Raw genomic sequence first — 19,689 nt, 5'->3', positions numbered from 1 at the left:
GAGACTCCCTATGCTTACCAATCGGATCGCCGCGCTGCGGATCGCCGCTCGACCGGCCCTGTTCTTCCTCACCCTGACCCTGCTGTCGCCGGTCGCACTGGCCGAGGTGGATGCCCTGAAGCCCGAAACGGACCAGGGAGATACCGCTCGCGAGATCGTCGGCAAGCTGGAGATGCTTCACTACAACAAGCTGAAGCTGGGCGACGAGATCTCGGAAGACCTGTGGGAAGAGTACATTGATGCCCTGGACCCCACCCGCAGTTACTTCCTCGCCTCGGATATCAACGAGTTCCGCGAGTGGCGCGATGAACTCGACGACGAGTTGCGCGGCGGCAAGGTGAACCACGGCTTCGAGATCTATAACCGCTACCGCCTGCGCGTGTCCGACCGGCTGGAGAATATTCTCTCGCAGCTGGACAAGGGCATGCCCGACTTTGACTTCGCCAAGAACGAGAGCCTGGAGTTGGACCGCGAGGAGAGCGAGTGGCCCGCCTCCATCAGCGCCGCCGACGAACTGTGGCGCAAGCGCCTGAAAAGCAGCGTGCTGAACCTGCGCCTGACCGGCAAGGAAGATGAAGAGATCCGCGATCTGCTCGAGCGCCGCTACAAAGGCCAGCTGAAACGCATCAAGCAGCAAAGCAGCGATGACGTTTTCGAGCTCTACATGAACTCGCTGACGCGCCTGTACGATCCGCACAGCAACTACCTGTCGCCGCGCTCGCTGGAAAACTTCAACATGAGCATGTCCCTGTCCCTGGAGGGCATCGGCGCCGTGCTGCAGATGGAAGACGAGTACACCAAGGTGGCACGTCTGGTGGCCGGCGGCCCCGCCGACCGCACCGGCAAACTGAAGCCCGCCGACAAGATTGTCGCCGTGGGACAGGACAAGGAAGGTGAAATGGTCGACGTGGTCGGCTGGCGCCTGGACGATGTGGTGGACCTGATCCGCGGTCCGGCCGGCTCCTTCGTGCGCCTGGAGACCATTCCCACCGGTGGCGACGGCAGCCACAGGACCATCCTGATCAAGCGCAGCAAGGTCAAGCTTGAAGACCAGGCCGCGAAAAAAGCGATCTTCGAGTTCTCCGATGGCGAGAAGAATTACAAGGTGGGCGTGATCAACCTGCCCACTTTCTACATCGACTTCGAGGCCTATCGCCGCCGCGACCCCAACTACAAGAGCACCACCCGCGACGTGGCCAAACTGCTCAGCGAGTTGAAGGAAGAAAATGTCGACGGTGTGATTCTCGACCTGCGCAACAACGGCGGCGGCTCCCTGCAGGAAGCCACCATGCTCACCGACCTGTTCATCGACCAGGGCCCGGTGGTACAGATCCGCCACGCCAACGAGAAAATCTCCCGGCACAACCGCTCGCGCTCGCGCGCCATGTACCGCGGCCCGCTGATCGTGCTGATCAACCGCCTGTCCGCCTCGGCCTCGGAAATTTTTGCCGGCGCCATCCAGGACTACAACCGCGGCCTGGTGGTGGGCAACCAGTCCTTCGGCAAGGGCACCGTGCAGACCATGGCACCGCTGAAAGAGGGGCAGCTGAAAATCACCCAGTCCAAGTTCTACCGCGTGTCCGGTGACAGCACCCAGCACGCCGGCGTGAGCCCGGACATCCCGATGCCGCAGCTGATCGACGCCGACCAGGTGGGTGAGAGCGCCTACGATACCGCCCTGCCCTGGGACCGTATCCACGCCGTGCCGCACGCGACCTACTTCGACCTGAAAAAGCTGCTGCCGGAGCTGGTCAGCAAACACACCCAGCGCACCTCCACGGACCCGGACTTCATCTACCTGCGTGACCAGTTCCAGTTTGAACGGGAGCGCGCCGACCGCAAGTTCGTCTCCCTGAATGAGAGCGCCCGCAAGCAGGAGCGAGAGGAGCTGAACGACGAAATCCTGATGATGGAAAACCGCCGCCGCGAATCCAAGGGACTGGAACCGTACGCGGATTTCGAAGCCTACGAGGAAAGTGAATCCGAAGAGACACCGATGGTCGGTGGCCCGGTGGAAATCAAGCTGGAAGACGATCCGATCTTGAACGAGGCCGGCTATATCATGGCGGACTTTATCGGGATTGCGGACAAAGGTAAGGAAACGCCCCAGGTGGCCGATTCCGAGCAGTAAAACACAGGCCCCGGAAGCCAGCAGTTCCGGGGCTTTTCGAACAAGATGAGAGATATCAACGGAGGCTCGGCCTCCGTCTTTTTTTCAGGGGGAGAAAATGAAAGTCGTTTCCTTTAACGTCAACTCTATCCGCGCGCGCCTGCACCAGCTGGAAGCGCTGACCGAATCCCATGCACCGGATATCATCGGCCTGCAGGAAACCAAGTGCACGGATGAGGATTTCCCGGTAGACGCGGTGCGCGACCTGGGTTACGAGGTGATCTACTTCGGACAGAAAACCCACTACGGCGTAGCACTGCTGTCCCGCTTGCCGTTTGTGGACCGCGACTACGGTTTTCCCAACGAAGACGACAAAGCCCAGCGCCGCATGGTGATGGGGAAATTCGATATTGGCGGCAAGGAGCCGCTGACCGTGATCAACGGTTACTTCCCGCAGGGCGAAAACCGCGAGCACCCGGTCAAGTTCCCGGCCAAGCGCAAATACTATGCGGACCTGGACGACTACCTGCAGACCACCTGCAAACCCGACGCGCCGGTGCTGGTGATCGGCGACATGAACATCTCCCCCACCGACCTGGATATCGGTATCGGCGAACCCAACCGCAAGCGCTGGCTGCGCGACGGCAAATGCAGCTTCCTGCCGGAAGAGCGCGAATGGCTGGAAAAAATCCAGGGCTGGGGCCTGGTGGACACTTTCCGCACCCAGCACCCGGACACCGACGATATTTTCAGCTGGTTCGACTACCGCAGCCGCGGCTTTTCCCGCGAACCGAAACGCGGCCTGCGCATCGACCTGATCCTGGCCAGCCAGCCGCTGGCAGAGCAATGTGTCGACACCGGCGTGGACTACGAAATCCGCGGTATGGAGCGGCCCTCCGACCACGCACCGGTGTGGGCGGACTTCAAACTCTGAGCGGGGACTGAGCGTGGCACAGGATACCCGCCCCTCCCTGCGGGCCGACCTGTTTTTCCAGGGCGGCAACCGCTTCGCCTTCAGTTCGGCACAGATCGAACTGCTGCAGGCGATCGACGACTGCGGTTCCATCTCGGCGGCCGCCAAAGCCGTGGGGATCAGCTACAAGACCGCGTGGGACCGGGTGGATGCCATGAACAACCTGTCCGAGCGACCGCTGGTGGAGCGCTCCGCCGGCGGCGCCCGCGGCGGCGGCACCGCCGTGACGCCACTGGGGCGGGAGATCGTGCGCGGCTTCCGCGCCCTGCAGGAAGAGCACCGCGCATTCGTGGAACACCTCGGTGCGCGCCTGCACGCCCTCAGCGATATTGCGGATTTCATCAGGAGCGGCAACGTGAAAACCAGCGCGCGCAACCAGTTTCGCGGCAGAATTGCCTCGATAACACCCGGCGCCGTCAACGCCGAGATCACCCTCAGTATCAGCGACAGCCAGGGCCTGACCGCAATCATCACCAACGAGAGCCTGGAAGAAATGGGATTCGCGGTGGGCGGTACGGCCATTGCGCTGGTCAAGGCGAGCTGGGTATTGCTGAGCAAGGAGACAACACTAAAATCCAGCGCCCGCAACAAGCTGCTGGGCCGCGTCGCGCGGATCAATCGCGGTGCCGTGAACAGCGATGTGACTCTCGACCTGGGCGACGGCAAGTCCATTGCCGCCGTTATTACCAACGGCAGCGTCGAGGCGCTGGAACTCGCCGAAGGCGACAACGCCTGCGCCTTTTTCAAAGCGTCGAGTGTGATCTTGATGGCTGAATAAGCCACAGGATGAGCCGTTCCCGTGGGGCCTGCCTGCAGGCGGGCTTCTACTTTACGATGGCCGCGGATTTCACCTGTGCCCAGACGCTTTTGCCGGGCGCTATCCGCAGGTGATCCACCGAGCGGCGAGTCAGCCGCGCAACCACATCGCTCTCCCTTTCCTTTCCCGCGATCCGCAGGCGCACCAGTAGCATCGCCCGGTCCGCGTCATCCGCCATCTCCACCACCGTTGCCGGCAGGCGGTTGAGAATGCTGGTGTCGCTGTGCGATTCCAGCGCCAGGCTGACGTCGCGGGCCAGTATTCGCACGCGGATTCCCTGCCCCACTGTGTCGCCGCTGTCGCGCAGCCAGAGTTCACCCCCATCGAAAGCGACTCTTGCCAGGCCCCAGTGGGCATCCCGCTCCAGCACCCGCCCATCCAGTACGACACCGGTGTCTTCGCCCAGCCGCAGCGGCAGGTCCAGGCGGCCGAGCACTTGCGACAGCGGGCCCGATGCCACCAGGCGGCCGCGCTCCAGTACCAGCAGGTGATCGGCCAGCCTGGCCACCTCGTCGACCGAGTGACTGACATAGAGAATCGGCAGGTCGAAACCGGAGCGCAGCCGTTCCAGGAAAGGCATGATCTCCTGCTTGCGCGCTGCATCCAGGGACGCCAGCGGTTCGTCCATCAACAACAGTTGCGGCGATACCAGCAGTGCGCGGGCGATGGCCACGCGCTGTCGCTCGCCACCGGACAGCTGCTGCGGCCGCCGATCCAGCAGCGGCGCCAGCCCCATCAGTGCCACCACGCGCTCCGCTTGCTCCCGCGCGGGCGCCGGGCGCGCGCGGCGAATCGCGTAGTCCAGGTTGCCCCGCGCCGTCAGGTGTGCGAACAGGCTCGATTCCTGGAACACATAACCCAGCGGGCGCCGGTGCGCGGGCAGGAAATGCCGCCGGTCCTGCCAGGTTTCACCGCCCACGCGCAGATGGCCGCGATCGGCTCTCTGCAGGCCGGCAATACAGCGCAACAGTGTGGTCTTGCCGGAACCGGAGGGGCCGAAAATCGCGGTAATACCCCGCCCGGGAATCCGGACATCGATATCCAGTGAAAAACCGTCGTCTTCGCCTTCGACCCAGGCCAGCTGGAAGCGCGCATCGATGTCCCCGCTCACCGGCCCAGCACCCCGATCGCACTGCGCGCGTCCCGCTGCCGGAACAGGTGCACCGACAGCAGTACCGCGAAGGAAAACAGCAGCATGCTGCCGGCGAGCCAGTGGGCCCGGGCGTACTCGGTGTTTTCCACATAATCGTAAATCTGCACAGACACCACCCGCGTCTCGCCGGGGATATTGCCACCGATCATCAGGATCACACCGAACTCTCCCACGGTGTGGGCGAAGCCCAGTATCGCCGCGCTGACAAAACCCGGTTTCGACAGCGGCAGCACCACGGTAAAAAAGCGGTCCCAGGGGCCGGCGCGCAGTGTCGCGGCGGCCTCCAGCGGGCGCCGCCCCATGGACTCCATCGCGTTCTGGATCGGCTGCACGACAAACGGCATCGAGTAAAAAATCGATGCGATCACCAGTCCCCAGAAGGTAAACGGCAGTGTACCCAGCCCCAGCGCACCGGTCAGCTTGCCGACTGGCCCTGACGGCCCCATGAGCAACAACAGGTAAAAACCCAACACCGACGGCGGCAACACCAGCGGCAATGCCACCAGTGCCGCCAGCGGGCCCTTCCAGCGCGAAACCGTGGTCGCGAGCCACCAGGCGATGGGTGTACCGATCAGCAACAACAATACGGTAACCGTCGACGCCAGGCGCAGCGTCAGCCAGATCGCCTGCCAGTCCGCTTCAGAAAATCCCATGGCCAGTCCGCTATTTCACCGCGCCGCTCAATGATCGAGAGAGGATTGTGCTATGGAAAGCGGTGGAAGGTACAGGGCGGGTGAATCAATCCCGGCCATCGCGCCCGGTCCGGTAGCCGAAGGAGCGGATAATCTGCGCCGCCTTATCGCCGCGCACAAAACGCAACAGCGCCCGCGCCGCTTCATTGTTTGCGCCGCGCTGCAACAACACCGCGTCCTGGCGGATCGGCCGGTGCAGTTTTGCCGGCACTATCCAGCCGGAGCCCTCGCGGATCTTGCCATCGCGGGTTACCTGCGACAGCGCCACAAAACCCAGCTGCGCATTGCCGCTGGCGACAAAGTGGTAGGTCTGCGCAATATTCTCGCCCTGCACCCAGTGTGGTCGCGTGGCCTGCGCCAGGCCCAGGCGATCGAGCACCTGCACCGCCGCGGCACCGTAGGGTGCCAGCTTCGGGTTCGCCAGCGCCAGCTTGTTGAATTTGCCCGCCTTCAGGGTTCCCGGTCCCTGCACCCGGCCACTATCCGCCGACCAGAGTACCAGCCCGCCCACGGCATAGGTAAAACGGCTGCCGGGTACCGCCTGGCCGGCCTTCTCCAGCGCCCCGGGTTTTGCCGCGTCCGCGGAGAAAAAAACCTGGAAAGGCGCGCCGTGCTGAATCTGTGCGTAGAACTTGCCCGACGAGCCGAAAGCCAGCCGCACCTCGTGACCCGATTCCCGTTCGAAAGCCGCGGCGATCTCTTTCATCGCCCCGGTAAAATTCGACGCGACGGCAACGGTTACCTGTTCCGCATGCAATGTCGCACTCGCCCAGAACAGCGCGACACAGATCAGCCAGCGTTTGCCCGGCATGGGTGTTTCTCCTTGTGTTTGGAATGCATCGGGCCGCGCAAATACCGGCGAATTTTACCGCCGCTGTTGTCCGGCCTTCGTTATATAGTGCAGTATACAACGAATAACCACAAGCGCGGACCCGCCCCGGCGGTACACGAACTGACGAGACCAAAAAATGAGAATCACCGGAAGACCACTGCCATCCTCCAAGTCCCTGATCGGCGCGGTCATTGTCCTGCTCGCGACCGTCCAAGCCGCAGCCCGGGAAGACACCCCACCGGAAACGGAATTTTACGGCAGTTACCGCCTGCGCTTTGAAAACCTGGACAACCCCTTTCGCACCGGCAATGGCAGCGACCAACTGTTGCTGTCGCGCCTACTGGCCGGTGCGCGGGCAGAGGGCGAACACCTGTTCGGCAACCTTGAACTAGAGGATTCACGCGCCTGGTACGGCGATGCAGGCACGCCGCTGGGCACCGACGATGTCAACAGCCTGGAGCTGCTGCAGACCTATATCGGCTGGCGCGGCGGCGACGCCGACAACCGCTTCGCGCTCAAGGCGGGCCGCATGACCCTGGACCTGGGCAGCCGCCGGCTGCTGGCGCGCAACCACTTCCGCAACACCCTGAATGCCTTTACCGGCGGGCACGCGGACTGGCGCCGCGGCGACTGGCGCTGGCAGGCCTTCTACACCTCGCCGGTACAGCGACTGCCGGGCGACCGCGGGGCGCTGGTAGACAACCGGCGCGCCACCGACAGAAGCCACTCGCAGGTGCAATTCTGGGGGCTGCACGCGGCCGCCACACCGGACTCCGGCAACCACTGGGAAGCCTACCTGCTGGGGCTCGAGGAGGACGACCGGCCCGGGTTCGCCACCCGCAACCGCAATATCGCCACCGCCGGCACCCGGCTGCTGCGCGCGCCGACTGCGAACCAGTGGGACTACGAAGTGGAGGCCGCCTACCAGTTCGGCCACTCCCGCGCCAGCGCATCGAGCGGTGAGAAGCTGTTGCACCGAGCCGGCTTTGTGCACCTGCACGGCGGCTACCAGTTCGACGATGCGCTGCGGTCCCGCCTGGTGCTGCAGGCAGATTATGCCAGTGGCGACAGCGATCCCACCGACGGCGAGAACAACCGTTTCGACACCCTCTACGGCGCGCGCCGGTTCGAATTCGGGCCCACCGGTATCTACGGCGCCTTTGCCCGCGGCAATATCCTGTCGCCCGGTGTGCGCTGGCAGTTCAGGGCCAACCGCGCGGTATCCGGATTTGTCGGCTACCGCGCCGTGTGGCTCGCCTCGGAGCGCGACAGCCTCACCACCGCCAACATCGGCAACAGCGACGGCGAGCGCTTTGCCGGCCACCAGCTGGAAGCGCGCCTGCGCCTGCAGCCCACCACCGGACTCCGGGCGGAATTCGGCGGCGCCTACCTGGACAAGGGCGACCTGTTCGATGATTCCAGCGCCGACAGCGGCAACACCTTCTACTGGTACAGCCAACTGGCCTACATCCTGTAGCGGAATTCCCGGATTCCGCTGCGCTCCATCCGGGCTACGCGGGCTCGAGGCTTCTCCATAATATTCGATATTTCATATATTCGGAAAACCATATATAGTTGGCGACATCCAGATACGGAAGCCAAGCCATGGACCCGATCCAGTTCTACAAATGCCTCGCCGAGGAGACGCGCCTGCGCAGCCTGCTGCTGATCGCCCGCGAGGGGGAGCTGTGCGTCTGCGAACTGATGGAGGCGCTGGCGGAGAGCCAGCCCAAGACCTCCCGGCACCTGGCGCAGTTGCGCAATTGCGGCCTGCTGCTGGATCGCCGCCAGGGACAGTGGGTCTTCTACCGCATCGACCCGGCGCTGCCGCCCTGGGCGCGAACGGTGCTGGAGCAGACGGCCGAATCCAACCCGGGCTTCCTCCGGGACAGCCTGGGCAGACTGAAACACATGGCCGACCGGCCCGGGCGCTGCTGTCCGACCAGCTGAAAAAAATTTACCTATCGATATTCGATTTTCCATATATAACTGACGAAGCGTGACACCGTGAAACTGCTGTTTATCTGCACCCACAACCGCTGCCGCAGCGTGCTGGCGGAGGCGATCACCAATCACCTTTCCGCTGGAAAAGTTCGGGCCTACAGTGCCGGCAGCCAGCCCGCCGGCGAAGTCCATCCGCAGACCATCCATCACCTGCAGACGCGCGGCATTCCGACCGATGGTCTCAGCAGCAAGTCCTGGCACGAACTGGAGGGGCTGTGCCCCGACGCGGTGATTACGGTCTGCGACAGCGCCGCCGGTGAGTCCTGCCCCCTGTGGCTGGGCGACAGCGTCAAGGTGCACTGGGGGCTGCCGGATCCGTCAAAGCTGCAGGGACCGGAAGTCGAAGCGGCCTTCTTCTCGGTCATGGACAACATCGAAGCGCGGATTCGCATGCTGCTGGAGGAGGACACCGGCAACCTGTGCGGTGAGAAGTTGCGACAGGTCCTGGTGAAGATCGCCGAGGAGAAACGGTAATGGGATTTTTTGAACGCTATCTCTCCGTCTGGGTCGGCCTGTGTATCCTGGCGGGGCTGCTCCTGGGCAGCCTCGCACCGGGCGTGTTCCAGGCCATCGCCGCGCTGGAGGTGGCCCACGTCAACCTGCCGGTGGCACTGTTTATCTGGGTGATGATCTACCCAATGATGGTGCAGGTGGACTTCACCTCCATCCGCGATATCGGCAGGAAACCGAAGGGCCTCGTATTGACGCTGGTCATCAACTGGCTGGTCAAGCCCTTTACCATGGCCGCCCTCGGCTGGCTGTTTTTCCGCGTGATTTTCGCCGACCTGGTGGATCCGCAGACGGCGTCGGAATATATCGCCGGCATGATCCTGCTCGGTGTGGCGCCCTGCACTGCCATGGTATTTGTCTGGAGCCACCTGACCCGCGGCGACGCCAATTACACGCTGGTGCAGGTCTCGGCCAACGATATCATCATGATCTTTGCCTTCGCGCCCATCGCCGCCTTCCTGCTCGGCGTCAGCGATGTGGCCGTGCCCTGGGATACGCTGGTACTGTCGGTGGTGCTGTATGTGCTGATTCCACTGCTGGCGGGCCTGCTGACCCGACGCGCGCTCGACAGGGCCGACGATCACAGCCAGCTGGAAACCTTCATCCGGAAGATGAAACCCGTGTCCGTCGCCGGGCTGCTGGCCACGGTGGTACTGCTGTTCGGCTTCCAGGCTGGGACCATCCCGGCTAAACCGATTGCGATCGTGCTGATCGCGATACCGCTGCTGATCCAGACCTACGGTATTTTCGCCCTCGCCTACGGCGCCGCCAGAGCCATGCGGCTGCCGCACAATATCGCTGCGCCGGCGTGCATGATCGGCACTTCCAACTTCTTCGAACTGGCCGTGGCCGTAGCCATCTCGCTGTTCGGACTCAACTCCGGCGCCGCGCTGGCCACGGTCGTGGGGGTGCTGGTGGAAGTACCGGTAATGCTGACCCTGGTGGCCTTTGCCAACCGCACCCGCCACTGGTTCGCCGCCCCCGAACAGGAGAAAGCAATCCATGAACACTGACCAGCTGCCCAATATCGATTCCGAATGCCTGCATCCCATCGACAGGGACCAGCTGCAGGCACCGATCGGTGCACGCAAACCGAAAACCCTGCTGCTGTACGGCTCGCTGCGCACCCGCTCGTTCAGCCGCCTGGCAGCCGAAGAGGCCCGCCGGCTACTGGAGTGTCTCGGTGCCGAGACGCGGATGTTCAATCCCTCCGGCCTGCCACTGCCGGACGATGCGGACCAGCAGCACCCGAAAGTGCAGGAACTGCGGGAACTGGCAACGTGGTCCGACGGCATGGTCTGGTGCTCTCCGGAACGTCACGGCGCCATGACCGGCGTCATGAAAGCACAGATCGACTGGATACCCCTGTCGCTGGGCGGCGTGCGGCCGACCCAGGGAAAAACACTGGCGGTGATGCAGGTTTGCGGCGGCTCGCAGTCGTTCAATGCGGTCAACCAGATGCGGATCCTGGGGCGTTGGATGCGTATGGTCACTATTCCCAACCAGTCGTCGGTCCCCAAGGCGTGGCTGGAGTTCGGCGACGACGACCGGATGAAACCCTCGTCGTTTTACGATCGCATCGTCGATGTGATGGAGGAGCTGGTGAAATTCACACTGCTGCTGAAAGACAGAAAGGATTACTTTGTCAATCGCTATTCGGAACGAAAGGAAAGCGAAGCGGAATTCCGCAAGCGCATCGACCAGCGCGCGCTGCAGAATCCCGACAAGTCTGCGTAGGGAGGCGACGTGCACCGGCCGGATTGCCACGGGCTCGGCCCGGGCCGGTGCGCGCGGTGCACCCTACCATTTGCCTGAGGGCGTTATTCGCCGCTCAGCAATTGCTCAAGCAGGCCCGCCAGGCGCACGCCGCCCCGATTCAGGCGCTCTGCTATGACGGGGCGGCTGCGCAGATAGTAATCTTCTCCCAGTGCCTTCTTCCCGGTGTAGGCATACTCGTGCGCGAGCTGGTGGGATTCCTCGGTCCAGTCCTCCGGCGTGCTCTCCAGCCATTCCCGGCGCTGTTCCGGCGCAATGTCCCCTGCGGCCTTTTCCGCATAGCTGTGCCAGTCTCCCACAAAGCCTGCGGGCAACTTGCTGTCCCAGAGCCAGTGCAGGTTGGTATCGAAACCGAAGAATGTGACCTGGATGTCGTTGCCCCCGCGATCGGAACGCAGGCCGGTATGCAACGGCTGGTGCACGTCGCCGACAAAATGGGCCAGGAACATCAGCGCCTCGGCGCGCTCCGATTCGGTGCGCCGGCGATCGGCCAGCACACCGCTGAAGCGCTCGATCGCCTTCAGGATGCAGCCCGCCGGAGGGCAATCGCGGGATTCGCGGTAGCCGCTCCAATCCCGCGGCAGGTTGATATAGTGCAGCGGCGCCGACCACTGGTAGCTTTCATCACCGCGGATGCGGTCGGCCCAGGTGGACGCCTCGGCCAGGCTCGGCTCTCCCTCGCTGTCCAGCAACTGCTTCACTTCCCGCCGCGTATCCGCATCCAGGTAGTGCCAGGCCACCTGCCCCACAATCCGGTGGCCGTCGGCGCCCCAGGCAAACACCTGCGGTGCGGCGGCAGACACCACGACCAGCAATGCCAGTCGAAAAATACACTTCAATACTTTCATACTCGATTCCCGAATCAATACTTCCGGCAAAATGGTATGCACAATTTGTGACAAAAACATGCGCCTGTCATTTTTCTTTCAGGAAACAGGAATAAAGGGGTAACAGGTTTCAAACAGGGGGCAAGCGGCGCTTTTCCATAAGCCGTATTGGCAACAGCCTTCACTTCCGGCAAAACGAGGGAACAAATAAAGGAATGTGGCCCCAGCCGGCAAACCTACAGTGCGGGCGCACGACCGTCAGGAATCCCCCAACCACCGCTCCAGGGTCTCACCCAACGCATCCTTGTTCAGCGGCTTGGTCAGGAAATCGTCCATTCCGGCCGCCAGGCAGCGGCCCTCGAACTGTTCCTCGGTGGTGCTGGTCAGGGCGACGATCGGCAGGCGGTCGTCCGGGGTATTCTCCGATTCCCAGTGCCGCAGGCTCTCGATGATACGCGCACTGTGAGCCGTGTTCTGCTGGCAGTCCACCAGCAGCAGGTCGTAGTCGGTTTCCGGCAGTCGCTCGATGGCATCCACCACGGAGGAAGCCACATCCACGCGGTAGCCGAGTGCCTGCAGCATCTCCTCGGTCACCCCCTGGTGTTGCCGGGATTCCTCGATCAACAGCAGGGTCCGCTGCCGCGGCTGGTCGCCGGCACTGGAGACGACGCGGCGGCTGGTTTTCTTGACGCCGCCAAAAAGCTTGGTGATCAGCGTATCGTGCAGCTCCTTGCGGGTAACCGGCCGCTGCAGGTACTGGGCGCTGGGCAACTCCTGCAGGATCGGGGTGAACTCCGCCTTGTGGCCGAAACCGCCGAGGCAGATCAACTGCCAGTTCTCGCTTTCGCTCCGCTGCAGGTACCCGGCCACATGGTCCAGCAACCGCCGGTCGTCCATCGCCGGCGCCAGCAACACCAGTTGCCCGCGCTCCCGGGCGGTCTGCAGGCCCTGCTCCACTTCGTGGCTGAATTCCGGCTTCCACTTGACCGTATCGACCTCCATGCCGAACGAGCGCAGTTGCTGTACCAGGCCGGCCACGAACAGGCCCTTCTGGTGCAGCAGCAACACCTCGAAATCCTGCAGGCGGCGATCCGGCGTCAGGTAGACACGCTGGTTCGGCTCCATGGTGAACTTGATCACCACCAGGTAGCGGTTGCCCTCGCCGGAGGAGTTGAGCTGCAGGTAGCCGCCCATGGCCTCCGCCAGGCCCTTGGCAATGGACAGCCCCAGGCCGGTGGTCACCTGGGTGGTATCGAGACGGGAGAAGGCGCCGAACAGTTCGCTCTCGTCCGGCAGGATTTCGCCGCGGCCGTCGTCGTTGAGGCTGATGGTCAGTTGCCCCTCGGCGCTGGTAATGGGCGTGAAGCTGACCTGCCCCCAGAGTTCACCCACCTGCGCGATGGCGGTGGCGGAATCCACCAGGTTGCGGATCAGTTGCGCTGTCTTGCGGTTGTCGCCGGTGACCATCACCGGCAGGTTGTCGTCGATCTGGAAGTTGAATTCCAGGCGCTGGCGGTGGGCCGCGCGGGCGGCAAACTTGAAGGATTTCTCGATCGTCTTGACCAGGTTGAACTGGCCCTGGCGCAGGCGGATATCCTTGCGCGCCACCCGGGTGAAGAGGCCGACATTGTCCACCAGCTTCAGCTGCTGGCTGCCCGCGGCCTTGGCCAGCTGCACCCACTCGCGCTGGCGATCGTTCAGCGGCTCCGCCTCCAGCAGCGCCAGTGCCCCCAGCGAGTCGGACAGCTGGCTGCGGAATTCCTGGCCGATATTGGCGACGAATTCATTGGTCAGTTCCACTGCCGCTTCCGAGTGCTTGCGCGCCGCAGCGAGGCTGCTGGCGCGCTGCTGCAACTCCTGCATGGCGGCGAGGCGGTCCCAGTAATTCTCCGAATCGCGCCGCGCCTGGTGGGCGGTGAGCCACACGAAGGCGATGGTCAGGGCGCCGTAAATGGTGCCGATCACCTCGCCGGAGACGAACGCCTTGAGCGCGGCGGGCAGCAGCGAGGCGCCGATAAACCAGGTCAGGAAACGGTGGTAGGCGGCGAATACCGAGGTCACGCTGGAGCAGAAGATCACCGTATAGAGCCACAGGAACTGGGTTTCCGGCGCGAAGCCGACAATCCATTCGTGGCACAGCAGGATCAGGCCCCACCAGGCGGCACCGATGGTGGAGGCGAGGAAATAGCGCCGCCGCCAGCGGTTCGGCCCGGTGGCGTAGAGGCGGCTGAAGCGGAACACATAGTAGCCGCGCGCCAGCGTCAGCACGGTCAGGCCAATGCCCAGGATCAGCAACATCTGCGGCGCTTCCATGCGCATATCGCCGACGGCGGCAGCGAGCAGGAAGGCACACACAGAGAAGAGCATGCCGCGCCGGCTGTACTTGGCGATACGGGTGTCGGTCACCCGGCACACGCGGCGGTCTTTCTGGACTTTGAGTTCGGGGCGGTCAAATATCGGCATGGAGATCTTCCCTGGAGTACTGCGGGCTGCGCGAGCCCATCAGCCTATTCCCAGTACTTCTACCAACACGGTTTTTATTAGAAAGCCGAGCAACCCGAGGCCCAGCGCGATAAACAGGATAAAGGTGCCAAACCGGCCGGCCCTGGATTCCCTGGCGAGGTTCCAGACGATAAAGACCATGAACAGGATAAGTCCGCCGACCCCGAACCAGAGGGAGTATTCTTCAAACTGCTCGAACGACATTGGGCTGCCCGGTTGGAAATTGGCGCGGATTATCAGCTACCGATAAGCAATGATCAAATATCAATGACCAAAGTACGGCTCAACTGGCCCTTGATATGGAATTTGCGAGCTAGGCTCCCTGATAGTAGTCCCCGTCCTCCCCCGCGCGGGTGCCACAGCGCAGTCGACGCACTTCCCTGTCCCGGTAGCGGCTGTCGTGCCAGCAGCGCGGCAACTCCTCGCCGGACAGGAAGCGCAACTGGGTCTTGTCGAACACTTCCGGGTCCTGCACTTCCTCACCCCAGAGGTAGCGCCCGACCACCGTCAACTCGTAGGGATTCGAAAGAGTGACTATATCGGCTACCTCAATCAGGTGGCTGGTGGAAATCTCTTTGAACAGCATCGTCTTGGCACTCATTTCGTCTTTCTACTCCTCAGTATAGGGCGTTAAACGCCAGCTTCTGATCGAATCTGAAAAACGAATTTTGTGCCATTTGCCATAAGACAATCGCTAAAAGCGAAGAAACAGGCCGGATTAGCAGCCCACCACCCGAAAAAATAGAACTCGCCAGCTTCCACGCTCTCAGATTTATCGAATGTTACCGATAAACCACAGCCGGTCGGATTCGCCGTCGCACCGTACCGCCCGACGCCCCTGGAACCGAGCGCAGGGGCCCCGACATCTGCGCATCCGCAGTTGAATCAGCCCTCGAATGTCAGGCGCGCCGACACATAGCCCTCGTCCGGCAGCGCATCGAAATTGACCGTGCGGATCGACATCTGCTGCTGCATCAGGCCGTTCAGCCAGGGCTGCATGTCCTGGTAGCGCGCCCGCTCGATCCACAGGCGGATACGCCCTTCCCCTTCGGGTTCGAAGCGCTTGATATTGATGCCGTGCTGCTCGGCCGCGGCGGTGACCCGCTGCAGCAGTGTGCCCGCCGGCGCCCCGCCACCGGCCGGCTGCACCCGCTCCAGCACCGGGCGCTGGGACTCGATCCAGGACACCAGCTCCCGGGACTCCTGCGCCTCGGTGCGGGCGGTATCAAAGAAATGCTTGGCCGGCATGAACAGGCCGTAGACCAGGAACAGGCCGCCGAGAAACAGTATCAGCCCACCGAGGGCGCGCTGGTCGTTGGGTGGCAGTGCCTGCCATTTCTGTTTCAGTTGTTCAATCTGTTCGTTCATTGTTCGCTACTGTCGATATTGGTTCAGCGCAGGCGGATGCGGCCGGCGACGCCCTCTTCCAGCTCGTTGGCCGCCAGCAGTTCCGCGCGGAAGCGGGTGCTGGAGAGCTCACCCACGACCCGGTCCAGGTCGGTCAGGTTCTCCGCCTGCAGTTGCAGCACCATCTCACCGCGGTTGCCGTCGAAGCGCAGCGACTGCAGCTTCAGGTCGCCGCCCTTGTTGCGGCTCCAGACCCCCGCCAGCAACTGCATCTGGCCGCCGAAGCTGCTGCCGGCGCCGCTGGCGCGGTTCAGGTAGCCCTCGACCTGCCGGCGGATATCCGCCCGCGGCGTCACCTGCGGGAACAGCTCGCTGAACAGCTCCCGCACCTCGCCCTCGGCGGCACTGGCGCGCCACTGGTAGTAGCCGCCGGCGGCGGCAAACAACAGCAACTGGGCGACGAAGCAGGCGGCGGCCAGCTTCAGTGGCCGGTGCCACCAGTCGCGCTCGTCGCTGCTCTCTTCAATCTGGTAGTCGCCGCTCAGCAGGTTGGCCAGCCTGGCGATCCTGCAACGCGACAGCAGCGCTTCTTCGGCGGCCCCCGGCAGTTGCTCGAGGCCGTCGCCAAACAGTGACTCCAGCTCTGCCACCGTCATGGCGTCGCGCTCGCCGGCACCGAACAGCTGCAACTGCGGCAGCGGCTCGCCTTCCTCGCCCGGCTCCGCCAGGCTGGCCAGCAGCGGCTGCAGGTGCTGGCGGCGGACCGACAGTCCGTAGCCCGCGGCCTGCCAGATATGCGCCCGGTCGCCGTCGAGCCACAGGGCGCCACTGCGCGCGCGGCCCCCATCCATCAGGTCGAGCAGCTGGAACTCCGGGATCGCCGCCACCAATGGCCACTGCAGCCGCTGGATCTGGCCGTAGAGCGCGTCCATCTTGTCCCGCGCCACCGCGTAGACGGAACACTGGTCGCCACTGCGCGGCTGGCAGACAAAGTGCAGGTCCTCGACGTCCTCCGCCAGGCGCTCCTCGACCATATAGCCGACCGCATTGCCCTGGCGCCGCACGGCCTTGGGCACGTTCTGCAGCCCGCTCCAGACCCAACTGCCCGGCACCAGCAACAGTGCCCGCGCCCCTTCCGGGAAGCTGAGCGCCAGCGCGTCCTCCGGCGGCACAGGCGGTTCGCAGCCGGGCCGGAAGGCCCGGGCGAAATCGTCGTCCACGGACACCGGGCGCCAGCCGCGATCGCTCCAGCACTCGACACCGGGCGGCCCGCTGCCGTCGCCCTCCACCAGTCGCAGCAGTATCAGCTGTGACTGGGGGCGCCCGGCCGTTGATTCGCTAGTTGAGCTTTTCTTCATAACTGCTTGATTTATTTAACTTTTCTCATCAGAGACGCTGTATTCCAGCAACTCCTGCATAAACTCCCCGGAGAATGTCCGGCGCTGGCGCTGCAGCACCCTGACAGTGCCGTCCGTCTCGTCCAGTTGCAGCATCGTTTCCCAATACTGCCGGTGTTCGCCGTCGGTGCCCAGCTGTACCGCAATCCGCGCCAGGTAGTACTGGCTGTGGAACACCAGCCGCGAACCACCGGCGATACCGTAGCTGTTGAGTTGAGCACTTTCGTTGAAGACACCCTCGGACTCGCGGAAACGCACTATCTCACCGGCATTGGCCTGCGGGTCGACGGCCTGCAGAAGCTCCACGGGGGCGAAATTCACATTGATCGTCGTACCCACCTCGGGCAGCGCGCACAGGAAGGGGCGCAGCTTCTCCCAGTCCTCGGTCTCCATGCCCTGTACCGAGCGCAGTTCCGAGATATCGGTAATCGACACATCCGGCGTGCGGTGGGCCACCTCCAGCCCGAGGTAGCCGTCATCCTCGGTACCCGGCGCCATCGGGGTATCGCCCGGATCCAGCCAGTCCTGGATGGACTTGGCCAGTTCCGCGCGGCCGGTGACATTGCGCACCAGGCGCTCGAAGATCTGCCGCTGCTCGCTGTCTTCGCCGGCATCAGCCAGATTATTGACATTAAAACACGAGTTTAAGTCTCTGATATTAATGCGGATTTTCCCATTGTCGGGATTGAAGGCGAGCGCCTTTTGGGCCCAGGCCTCCTGCGCCGAATCCGACGAGGGTGTCTGCTCGCGATCGAGCTCGAAATCTTTCTCCAGCGCCACCCGCGCCCAGACCTCGGCACCGCCAACGAACTCCGCCAACTGGGTATTCGCCAGCAGTGCGCCGGTGCGCGACAGGGCGATACGGTTGCGCATGATCGCGTGGGTGGCGGCGGCGATGCCGATGACCATCACCAGCAGCACTGTGATCAGGGCGACGCCACGCTGGCGATTCAAGCCGGCCATCATCGGCCTCCCCGCTGCGAATCGTCGCCGCCATCATTGCCGCCATCATTGTCTCCACCACTACTGCCGCCAGTCGCGGCACTGTCGGCCGCCCGCGGCAGCGGGAAGACCCGTCGCAGTTCCCCGCCGGTGCGGGTGACCAGCACCATCTCGATCGCGCGGGGCAGGCTGGTATCCACCTGCGACAGGGAGGTGCGCGCCGTCACCGGCGGCCACTGGGACAGCCAGGTCTCGGTATCCGCGTCGTAATAGCGCAGGTTCAGCGTGTCGACGCCCATCAACAGCGGCTCCACCACCGGCTCCGAATCCGGTGCCCGGTCGAGTACCCGCCAGCGGCTGCGCAGCAGCAGCGCACCGCTCTCCTCGCCGTCCAGCGCCCGGCTCACGGCGTCGTCCTGTTCTTCGGGAAAACCGAGGCTGTAGCCTAGGCGCTGCAACTCCCCGCGGGGCTCCCCGGTCAGGTTGGCGGCGCCCAGGCGGGTGAACTCCAGCTCGTCGGCGTCGCCGCGCAGGGCCGGCTCATAGCCGTTGTAGGCATTCTTGACCGGGCGCAGGGTCAACTGGCGCAGATCGTCGTCGATCCGGTACATGGCCATGGAGAAGCGGCGCAGCTCCTCGGCGCGCACTTCCAGGGCCGCATCGGTGTTGTTGAAGGTGTCGAGCAGGGCGAAGGAACCGATACTGATGATGGAGACCAGTACCAGCACCACCAGCGTCTCGATCAGGGTGAACCCGCGCTGTCGCGCGCCGGCGGAGCCGGGAATGCGGGCCGGTGCCGGCGACCGCACCGGCCTGTCAGCGCTCCACATTGTATTCCTCCCCTTCTTCCCGCGCCGCCCAGGCATCCAGGGTCAGCACCGGGTACTCGCCGTCGGGCCGGGTGACTTCGACGGTGATATGGCGCATGCGCTCCTCGCTGGTGTTCTCCACCCGGGCGGTCACCTGCCACTCGCGGGCGCCGAGGGGCACGCGCTCGGTTTTCTCCCCCACCGGGGGCCAGCCGGTGCGCAGGCGTATCTCCGCCAGCGCCTGCTGCGCCACCAGGTTGGCGCTGAGCCGCTCTTCCATCACCGCCTGCTGGCGCACACTGCCCTGCATGGTATTGAGCAGGCTGACGGCGATCACGCCGAAAATGGCGAGCGCCACCAGCACCTCGATCAGGGTGAAGCCACGCTGGTATCGGGAAGGGGAACCGGGATTAGCGATCATCGATCTGCCACTCGAGTTGCAATCCGTGCAGGCTGCTGTAGGAAATGCCGGCGGTGCGGCTGATATCACCATCGCTGAGGAAGAACACCGCCAACTCCACCGGCAGGATTTCGCCGCTGGAGAGGGCCACAAACTGCGGTTTGAGGTCGTCCTCGTCGTTGCTCTCCTCGGCCGCGAATTCGGTCTCCTCGGCCATCGGGAGTTCCGTCTGGCTGAGCACTTCCAGCCGCGTGTGCGGCGGTAATTCGTGGGATGCGAAACGGGCGCCAGCGGCACTGGAAGCGCCGCTCGACGCGTCGTCGAGGGACTGCCATTTCATGGTCGATGGGTCGTAGCGCACCACACTGTAGGCCTCCGGCTGCAGCACCACGCCGTAGTGGGCCTTGTCGATCAGCGCTCGGTCGGCCACCAGTTGCAGCAGGTTGGCCAGTCGCTGGACTTCCCCACTCCAGGCGCGGGCGCCGGAATTACCCAGCGCCAGCACCGCCATGCCCGCCATCACGGCGATGATCACGATCACCACCAGCAGTTCTATCAGGGTAAAACCGCGGCTGCGGGCGGGTGCGACAGTCATGGC

The 19,689-nt window shown here is 63.7% G+C and carries 21 protein-coding genes; 8 read left to right on the top strand and 13 right to left on the bottom strand.

Annotated features, from left to right (window positions below):
• Positions 1-10 precede the first annotated feature (10 nt).
• The 3 genes from MWN76_RS14130 to MWN76_RS14120 all read left to right on the top strand — a co-directional run bounded on the left by MWN76_RS14130 (position 11) and on the right by MWN76_RS14120 (position 3,861).
• Positions 11-2,131, top strand: coding sequence for a carboxy terminal-processing peptidase (locus tag MWN76_RS14130; protein ID WP_250462156.1), 2,121 nt, complete (start codon positions 11-13; stop codon positions 2,129-2,131).
• Between the two features lie 97 nt (positions 2,132-2,228).
• The gene (xthA, locus tag MWN76_RS14125; RefSeq protein WP_250462153.1) at positions 2,229-3,044 is read left to right on the top strand and encodes an exodeoxyribonuclease III; all 816 of its coding nucleotides are present in this window, start codon (positions 2,229-2,231) and stop codon (positions 3,042-3,044) included.
• 13 nt (positions 3,045-3,057) lie between these two features.
• Positions 3,058-3,861: a TOBE domain-containing protein gene (locus MWN76_RS14120; protein ID WP_250462152.1), complete on the top strand. Its 804-nt coding sequence runs from the start codon at positions 3,058-3,060 to the stop codon at positions 3,859-3,861.
• A gap of 46 nt (positions 3,862-3,907) precedes the next feature.
• Here the strand turns inward: MWN76_RS14120 and modC are convergent, their stop codons facing one another.
• The 3 genes from modC to modA all read right to left on the bottom strand — a co-directional run bounded on the left by modC (position 3,908) and on the right by modA (position 6,556).
• Positions 3,908-5,011, bottom strand: coding sequence for a molybdenum ABC transporter ATP-binding protein (gene modC, locus MWN76_RS14115; RefSeq protein WP_250462151.1), 1,104 nt, complete (start codon positions 5,009-5,011; stop codon positions 3,908-3,910).
• Entirely contained in the window at positions 5,008-5,706 is a 699-nt protein-coding gene (gene modB / locus MWN76_RS14110; RefSeq protein WP_250462150.1) for a molybdate ABC transporter permease subunit, read from the bottom strand. Before modB ends, modC begins: the two co-directional genes overlap by 4 nt.
• 85 nt (positions 5,707-5,791) lie before the next feature.
• A complete protein-coding gene (gene modA, locus MWN76_RS14105; protein ID WP_250462149.1) occupies positions 5,792-6,556 on the bottom strand; it encodes a molybdate ABC transporter substrate-binding protein in 765 nt (254 codons plus the stop codon).
• 157 nt (positions 6,557-6,713) lie between these two features.
• On the opposite strand from modA, the gene MWN76_RS14100 reads away from it, so the two are divergent.
• The 5 genes from MWN76_RS14100 (at position 6,714) to arsH (ending at position 10,828) form a co-directional block, all read left to right on the top strand.
• Positions 6,714-8,054, top strand: a complete 1,341-nt coding sequence (locus MWN76_RS14100) for an alginate export family protein (protein WP_250462148.1) — start codon at positions 6,714-6,716, stop codon at positions 8,052-8,054.
• Between the two features lie 128 nt (positions 8,055-8,182).
• The gene (locus MWN76_RS14095) at positions 8,183-8,527 is read left to right on the top strand and encodes a metalloregulator ArsR/SmtB family transcription factor (protein ID WP_250462147.1); all 345 of its coding nucleotides are present in this window, start codon (positions 8,183-8,185) and stop codon (positions 8,525-8,527) included.
• Between the two features lie 57 nt (positions 8,528-8,584).
• Positions 8,585-9,055, top strand: coding sequence for an arsenate reductase ArsC (locus MWN76_RS14090; RefSeq protein ID WP_250462146.1), 471 nt, complete (start codon positions 8,585-8,587; stop codon positions 9,053-9,055).
• Complete coding sequence (arsB, locus tag MWN76_RS14085; RefSeq protein WP_250462145.1) at positions 9,055-10,104, top strand: ACR3 family arsenite efflux transporter; 1,050 nt, start codon at positions 9,055-9,057, stop codon at positions 10,102-10,104. The genes MWN76_RS14090 and arsB overlap by 1 nt, the downstream gene beginning before the upstream one ends.
• On the top strand, positions 10,094-10,828 hold the full coding sequence (gene arsH, locus MWN76_RS14080; RefSeq protein WP_250462144.1) for an arsenical resistance protein ArsH: 735 nt from the start codon (positions 10,094-10,096) through the stop codon (positions 10,826-10,828). The genes arsB and arsH overlap by 11 nt, the downstream gene beginning before the upstream one ends.
• Before the next feature lie 83 nt (positions 10,829-10,911).
• Here arsH and MWN76_RS14075 read toward each other — a convergent pair whose 3' ends face one another.
• The 10 genes from MWN76_RS14075 to gspH form a co-directional block, all read right to left on the bottom strand.
• Positions 10,912-11,715, bottom strand: coding sequence for a S1/P1 nuclease (locus tag MWN76_RS14075; RefSeq protein ID WP_250462143.1), 804 nt, complete (start codon positions 11,713-11,715; stop codon positions 10,912-10,914).
• A 237-nt stretch (positions 11,716-11,952) separates the two neighbouring features.
• Positions 11,953-14,157 (bottom strand): response regulator, encoded by a 2,205-nt coding sequence (locus MWN76_RS14070; RefSeq protein ID WP_250462142.1) that lies wholly within the window; start codon positions 14,155-14,157, stop codon positions 11,953-11,955.
• Between the two features lie 39 nt (positions 14,158-14,196).
• Positions 14,197-14,400, bottom strand: a complete 204-nt coding sequence (locus MWN76_RS14065) for a DUF2788 domain-containing protein (RefSeq protein ID WP_250462141.1) — start codon at positions 14,398-14,400, stop codon at positions 14,197-14,199.
• A 109-nt stretch (positions 14,401-14,509) separates the two neighbouring features.
• Positions 14,510-14,797 (bottom strand): acetyltransferase, encoded by a 288-nt coding sequence (locus MWN76_RS14060; RefSeq protein ID WP_250462140.1) that lies wholly within the window; start codon positions 14,795-14,797, stop codon positions 14,510-14,512.
• 284 nt (positions 14,798-15,081) lie between these two features.
• The gene (gspM, locus tag MWN76_RS14055) at positions 15,082-15,564 is read right to left on the bottom strand and encodes a type II secretion system protein GspM (protein ID WP_250462137.1); all 483 of its coding nucleotides are present in this window, start codon (positions 15,562-15,564) and stop codon (positions 15,082-15,084) included.
• A 23-nt stretch (positions 15,565-15,587) separates the two neighbouring features.
• Positions 15,588-16,901 (bottom strand): type II secretion system protein GspL, encoded by a 1,314-nt coding sequence (gene gspL, locus MWN76_RS14050; RefSeq protein WP_250462135.1) that lies wholly within the window; start codon positions 16,899-16,901, stop codon positions 15,588-15,590.
• 15 nt (positions 16,902-16,916) lie between these two features.
• On the bottom strand, positions 16,917-17,903 hold the full coding sequence (gene gspK, locus MWN76_RS14045; RefSeq protein ID WP_250462134.1) for a type II secretion system minor pseudopilin GspK: 987 nt from the start codon (positions 17,901-17,903) through the stop codon (positions 16,917-16,919).
• Positions 17,903-18,712 (bottom strand): type II secretion system minor pseudopilin GspJ, encoded by an 810-nt coding sequence (gene gspJ / locus MWN76_RS14040; protein ID WP_250462132.1) that lies wholly within the window; start codon positions 18,710-18,712, stop codon positions 17,903-17,905. The genes gspK and gspJ overlap by 1 nt, the downstream gene beginning before the upstream one ends.
• On the bottom strand, positions 18,699-19,112 hold the full coding sequence (gspI, locus tag MWN76_RS14035) for a type II secretion system minor pseudopilin GspI (RefSeq protein ID WP_250462130.1): 414 nt from the start codon (positions 19,110-19,112) through the stop codon (positions 18,699-18,701). Before gspI ends, gspJ begins: the two co-directional genes overlap by 14 nt.
• Positions 19,102-19,686: a type II secretion system minor pseudopilin GspH gene (gspH, locus tag MWN76_RS14030; RefSeq protein ID WP_250462128.1), complete on the bottom strand. Its 585-nt coding sequence runs from the start codon at positions 19,684-19,686 to the stop codon at positions 19,102-19,104. Before gspH ends, gspI begins: the two co-directional genes overlap by 11 nt.
• Positions 19,687-19,689 lie beyond the last annotated feature (3 nt).

This window comes from Microbulbifer litoralis, from assembly GCF_023634065.1.
GTDB classification, from domain to species: domain Bacteria; phylum Pseudomonadota; class Gammaproteobacteria; order Pseudomonadales; family Cellvibrionaceae; genus Microbulbifer; species Microbulbifer litoralis.
The sequence above is the reverse complement of the archived record's forward strand: the minus strand, read 5'-3'. Positions and strand labels throughout refer to the sequence as shown.

Bases quoted from the DNA above. Each gene is read 5' to 3' on its own strand.
- MWN76_RS14130 (WP_250462156.1), top strand. From the start codon at position 11: ATGCTTACCAATCGGATCGCCGCGCTGCGGATCGCCGCTCGACCGGCC.
- xthA (WP_250462153.1), top strand. From the start codon at position 2,229: ATGAAAGTCGTTTCCTTTAACGTCAACTCTATCCGCGCGCGCCTGCAC.
- modB (WP_250462150.1), bottom strand. From the start codon at position 5,706: ATGGGATTTTCTGAAGCGGACTGGCAGGCGATCTGGCTGACGCTGCGC.
- modA (WP_250462149.1), bottom strand. From the start codon at position 6,556: ATGCCGGGCAAACGCTGGCTGATCTGTGTCGCGCTGTTCTGGGCGAGT.
- MWN76_RS14100 (WP_250462148.1), top strand. From the start codon at position 6,714: ATGAGAATCACCGGAAGACCACTGCCATCCTCCAAGTCCCTGATCGGC.
- MWN76_RS14095 (WP_250462147.1), top strand. From the start codon at position 8,183: ATGGACCCGATCCAGTTCTACAAATGCCTCGCCGAGGAGACGCGCCTG.
- arsB (WP_250462145.1), top strand. From the start codon at position 9,055: ATGGGATTTTTTGAACGCTATCTCTCCGTCTGGGTCGGCCTGTGTATC.
- arsH (WP_250462144.1), top strand. From the start codon at position 10,094: ATGAACACTGACCAGCTGCCCAATATCGATTCCGAATGCCTGCATCCC.
- MWN76_RS14075 (WP_250462143.1), bottom strand. From the start codon at position 11,715: ATGAAAGTATTGAAGTGTATTTTTCGACTGGCATTGCTGGTCGTGGTG.
- MWN76_RS14070 (WP_250462142.1), bottom strand. From the start codon at position 14,157: ATGCCGATATTTGACCGCCCCGAACTCAAAGTCCAGAAAGACCGCCGC.
- MWN76_RS14065 (WP_250462141.1), bottom strand. From the start codon at position 14,400: ATGTCGTTCGAGCAGTTTGAAGAATACTCCCTCTGGTTCGGGGTCGGC.
- MWN76_RS14060 (WP_250462140.1), bottom strand. From the start codon at position 14,797: ATGAGTGCCAAGACGATGCTGTTCAAAGAGATTTCCACCAGCCACCTG.
- gspM (WP_250462137.1), bottom strand. From the start codon at position 15,564: ATGAACGAACAGATTGAACAACTGAAACAGAAATGGCAGGCACTGCCA.
- gspL (WP_250462135.1), bottom strand. From the start codon at position 16,901: ATGAAGAAAAGCTCAACTAGCGAATCAACGGCCGGGCGCCCCCAGTCA.
- gspK (WP_250462134.1), bottom strand. From the start codon at position 17,903: ATGGCCGGCTTGAATCGCCAGCGTGGCGTCGCCCTGATCACAGTGCTG.
- gspJ (WP_250462132.1), bottom strand. From the start codon at position 18,712: ATGTGGAGCGCTGACAGGCCGGTGCGGTCGCCGGCACCGGCCCGCATT.
- gspI (WP_250462130.1), bottom strand. From the start codon at position 19,112: ATGATCGCTAATCCCGGTTCCCCTTCCCGATACCAGCGTGGCTTCACC.
- gspH (WP_250462128.1), bottom strand. From the start codon at position 19,686: ATGACTGTCGCACCCGCCCGCAGCCGCGGTTTTACCCTGATAGAACTG.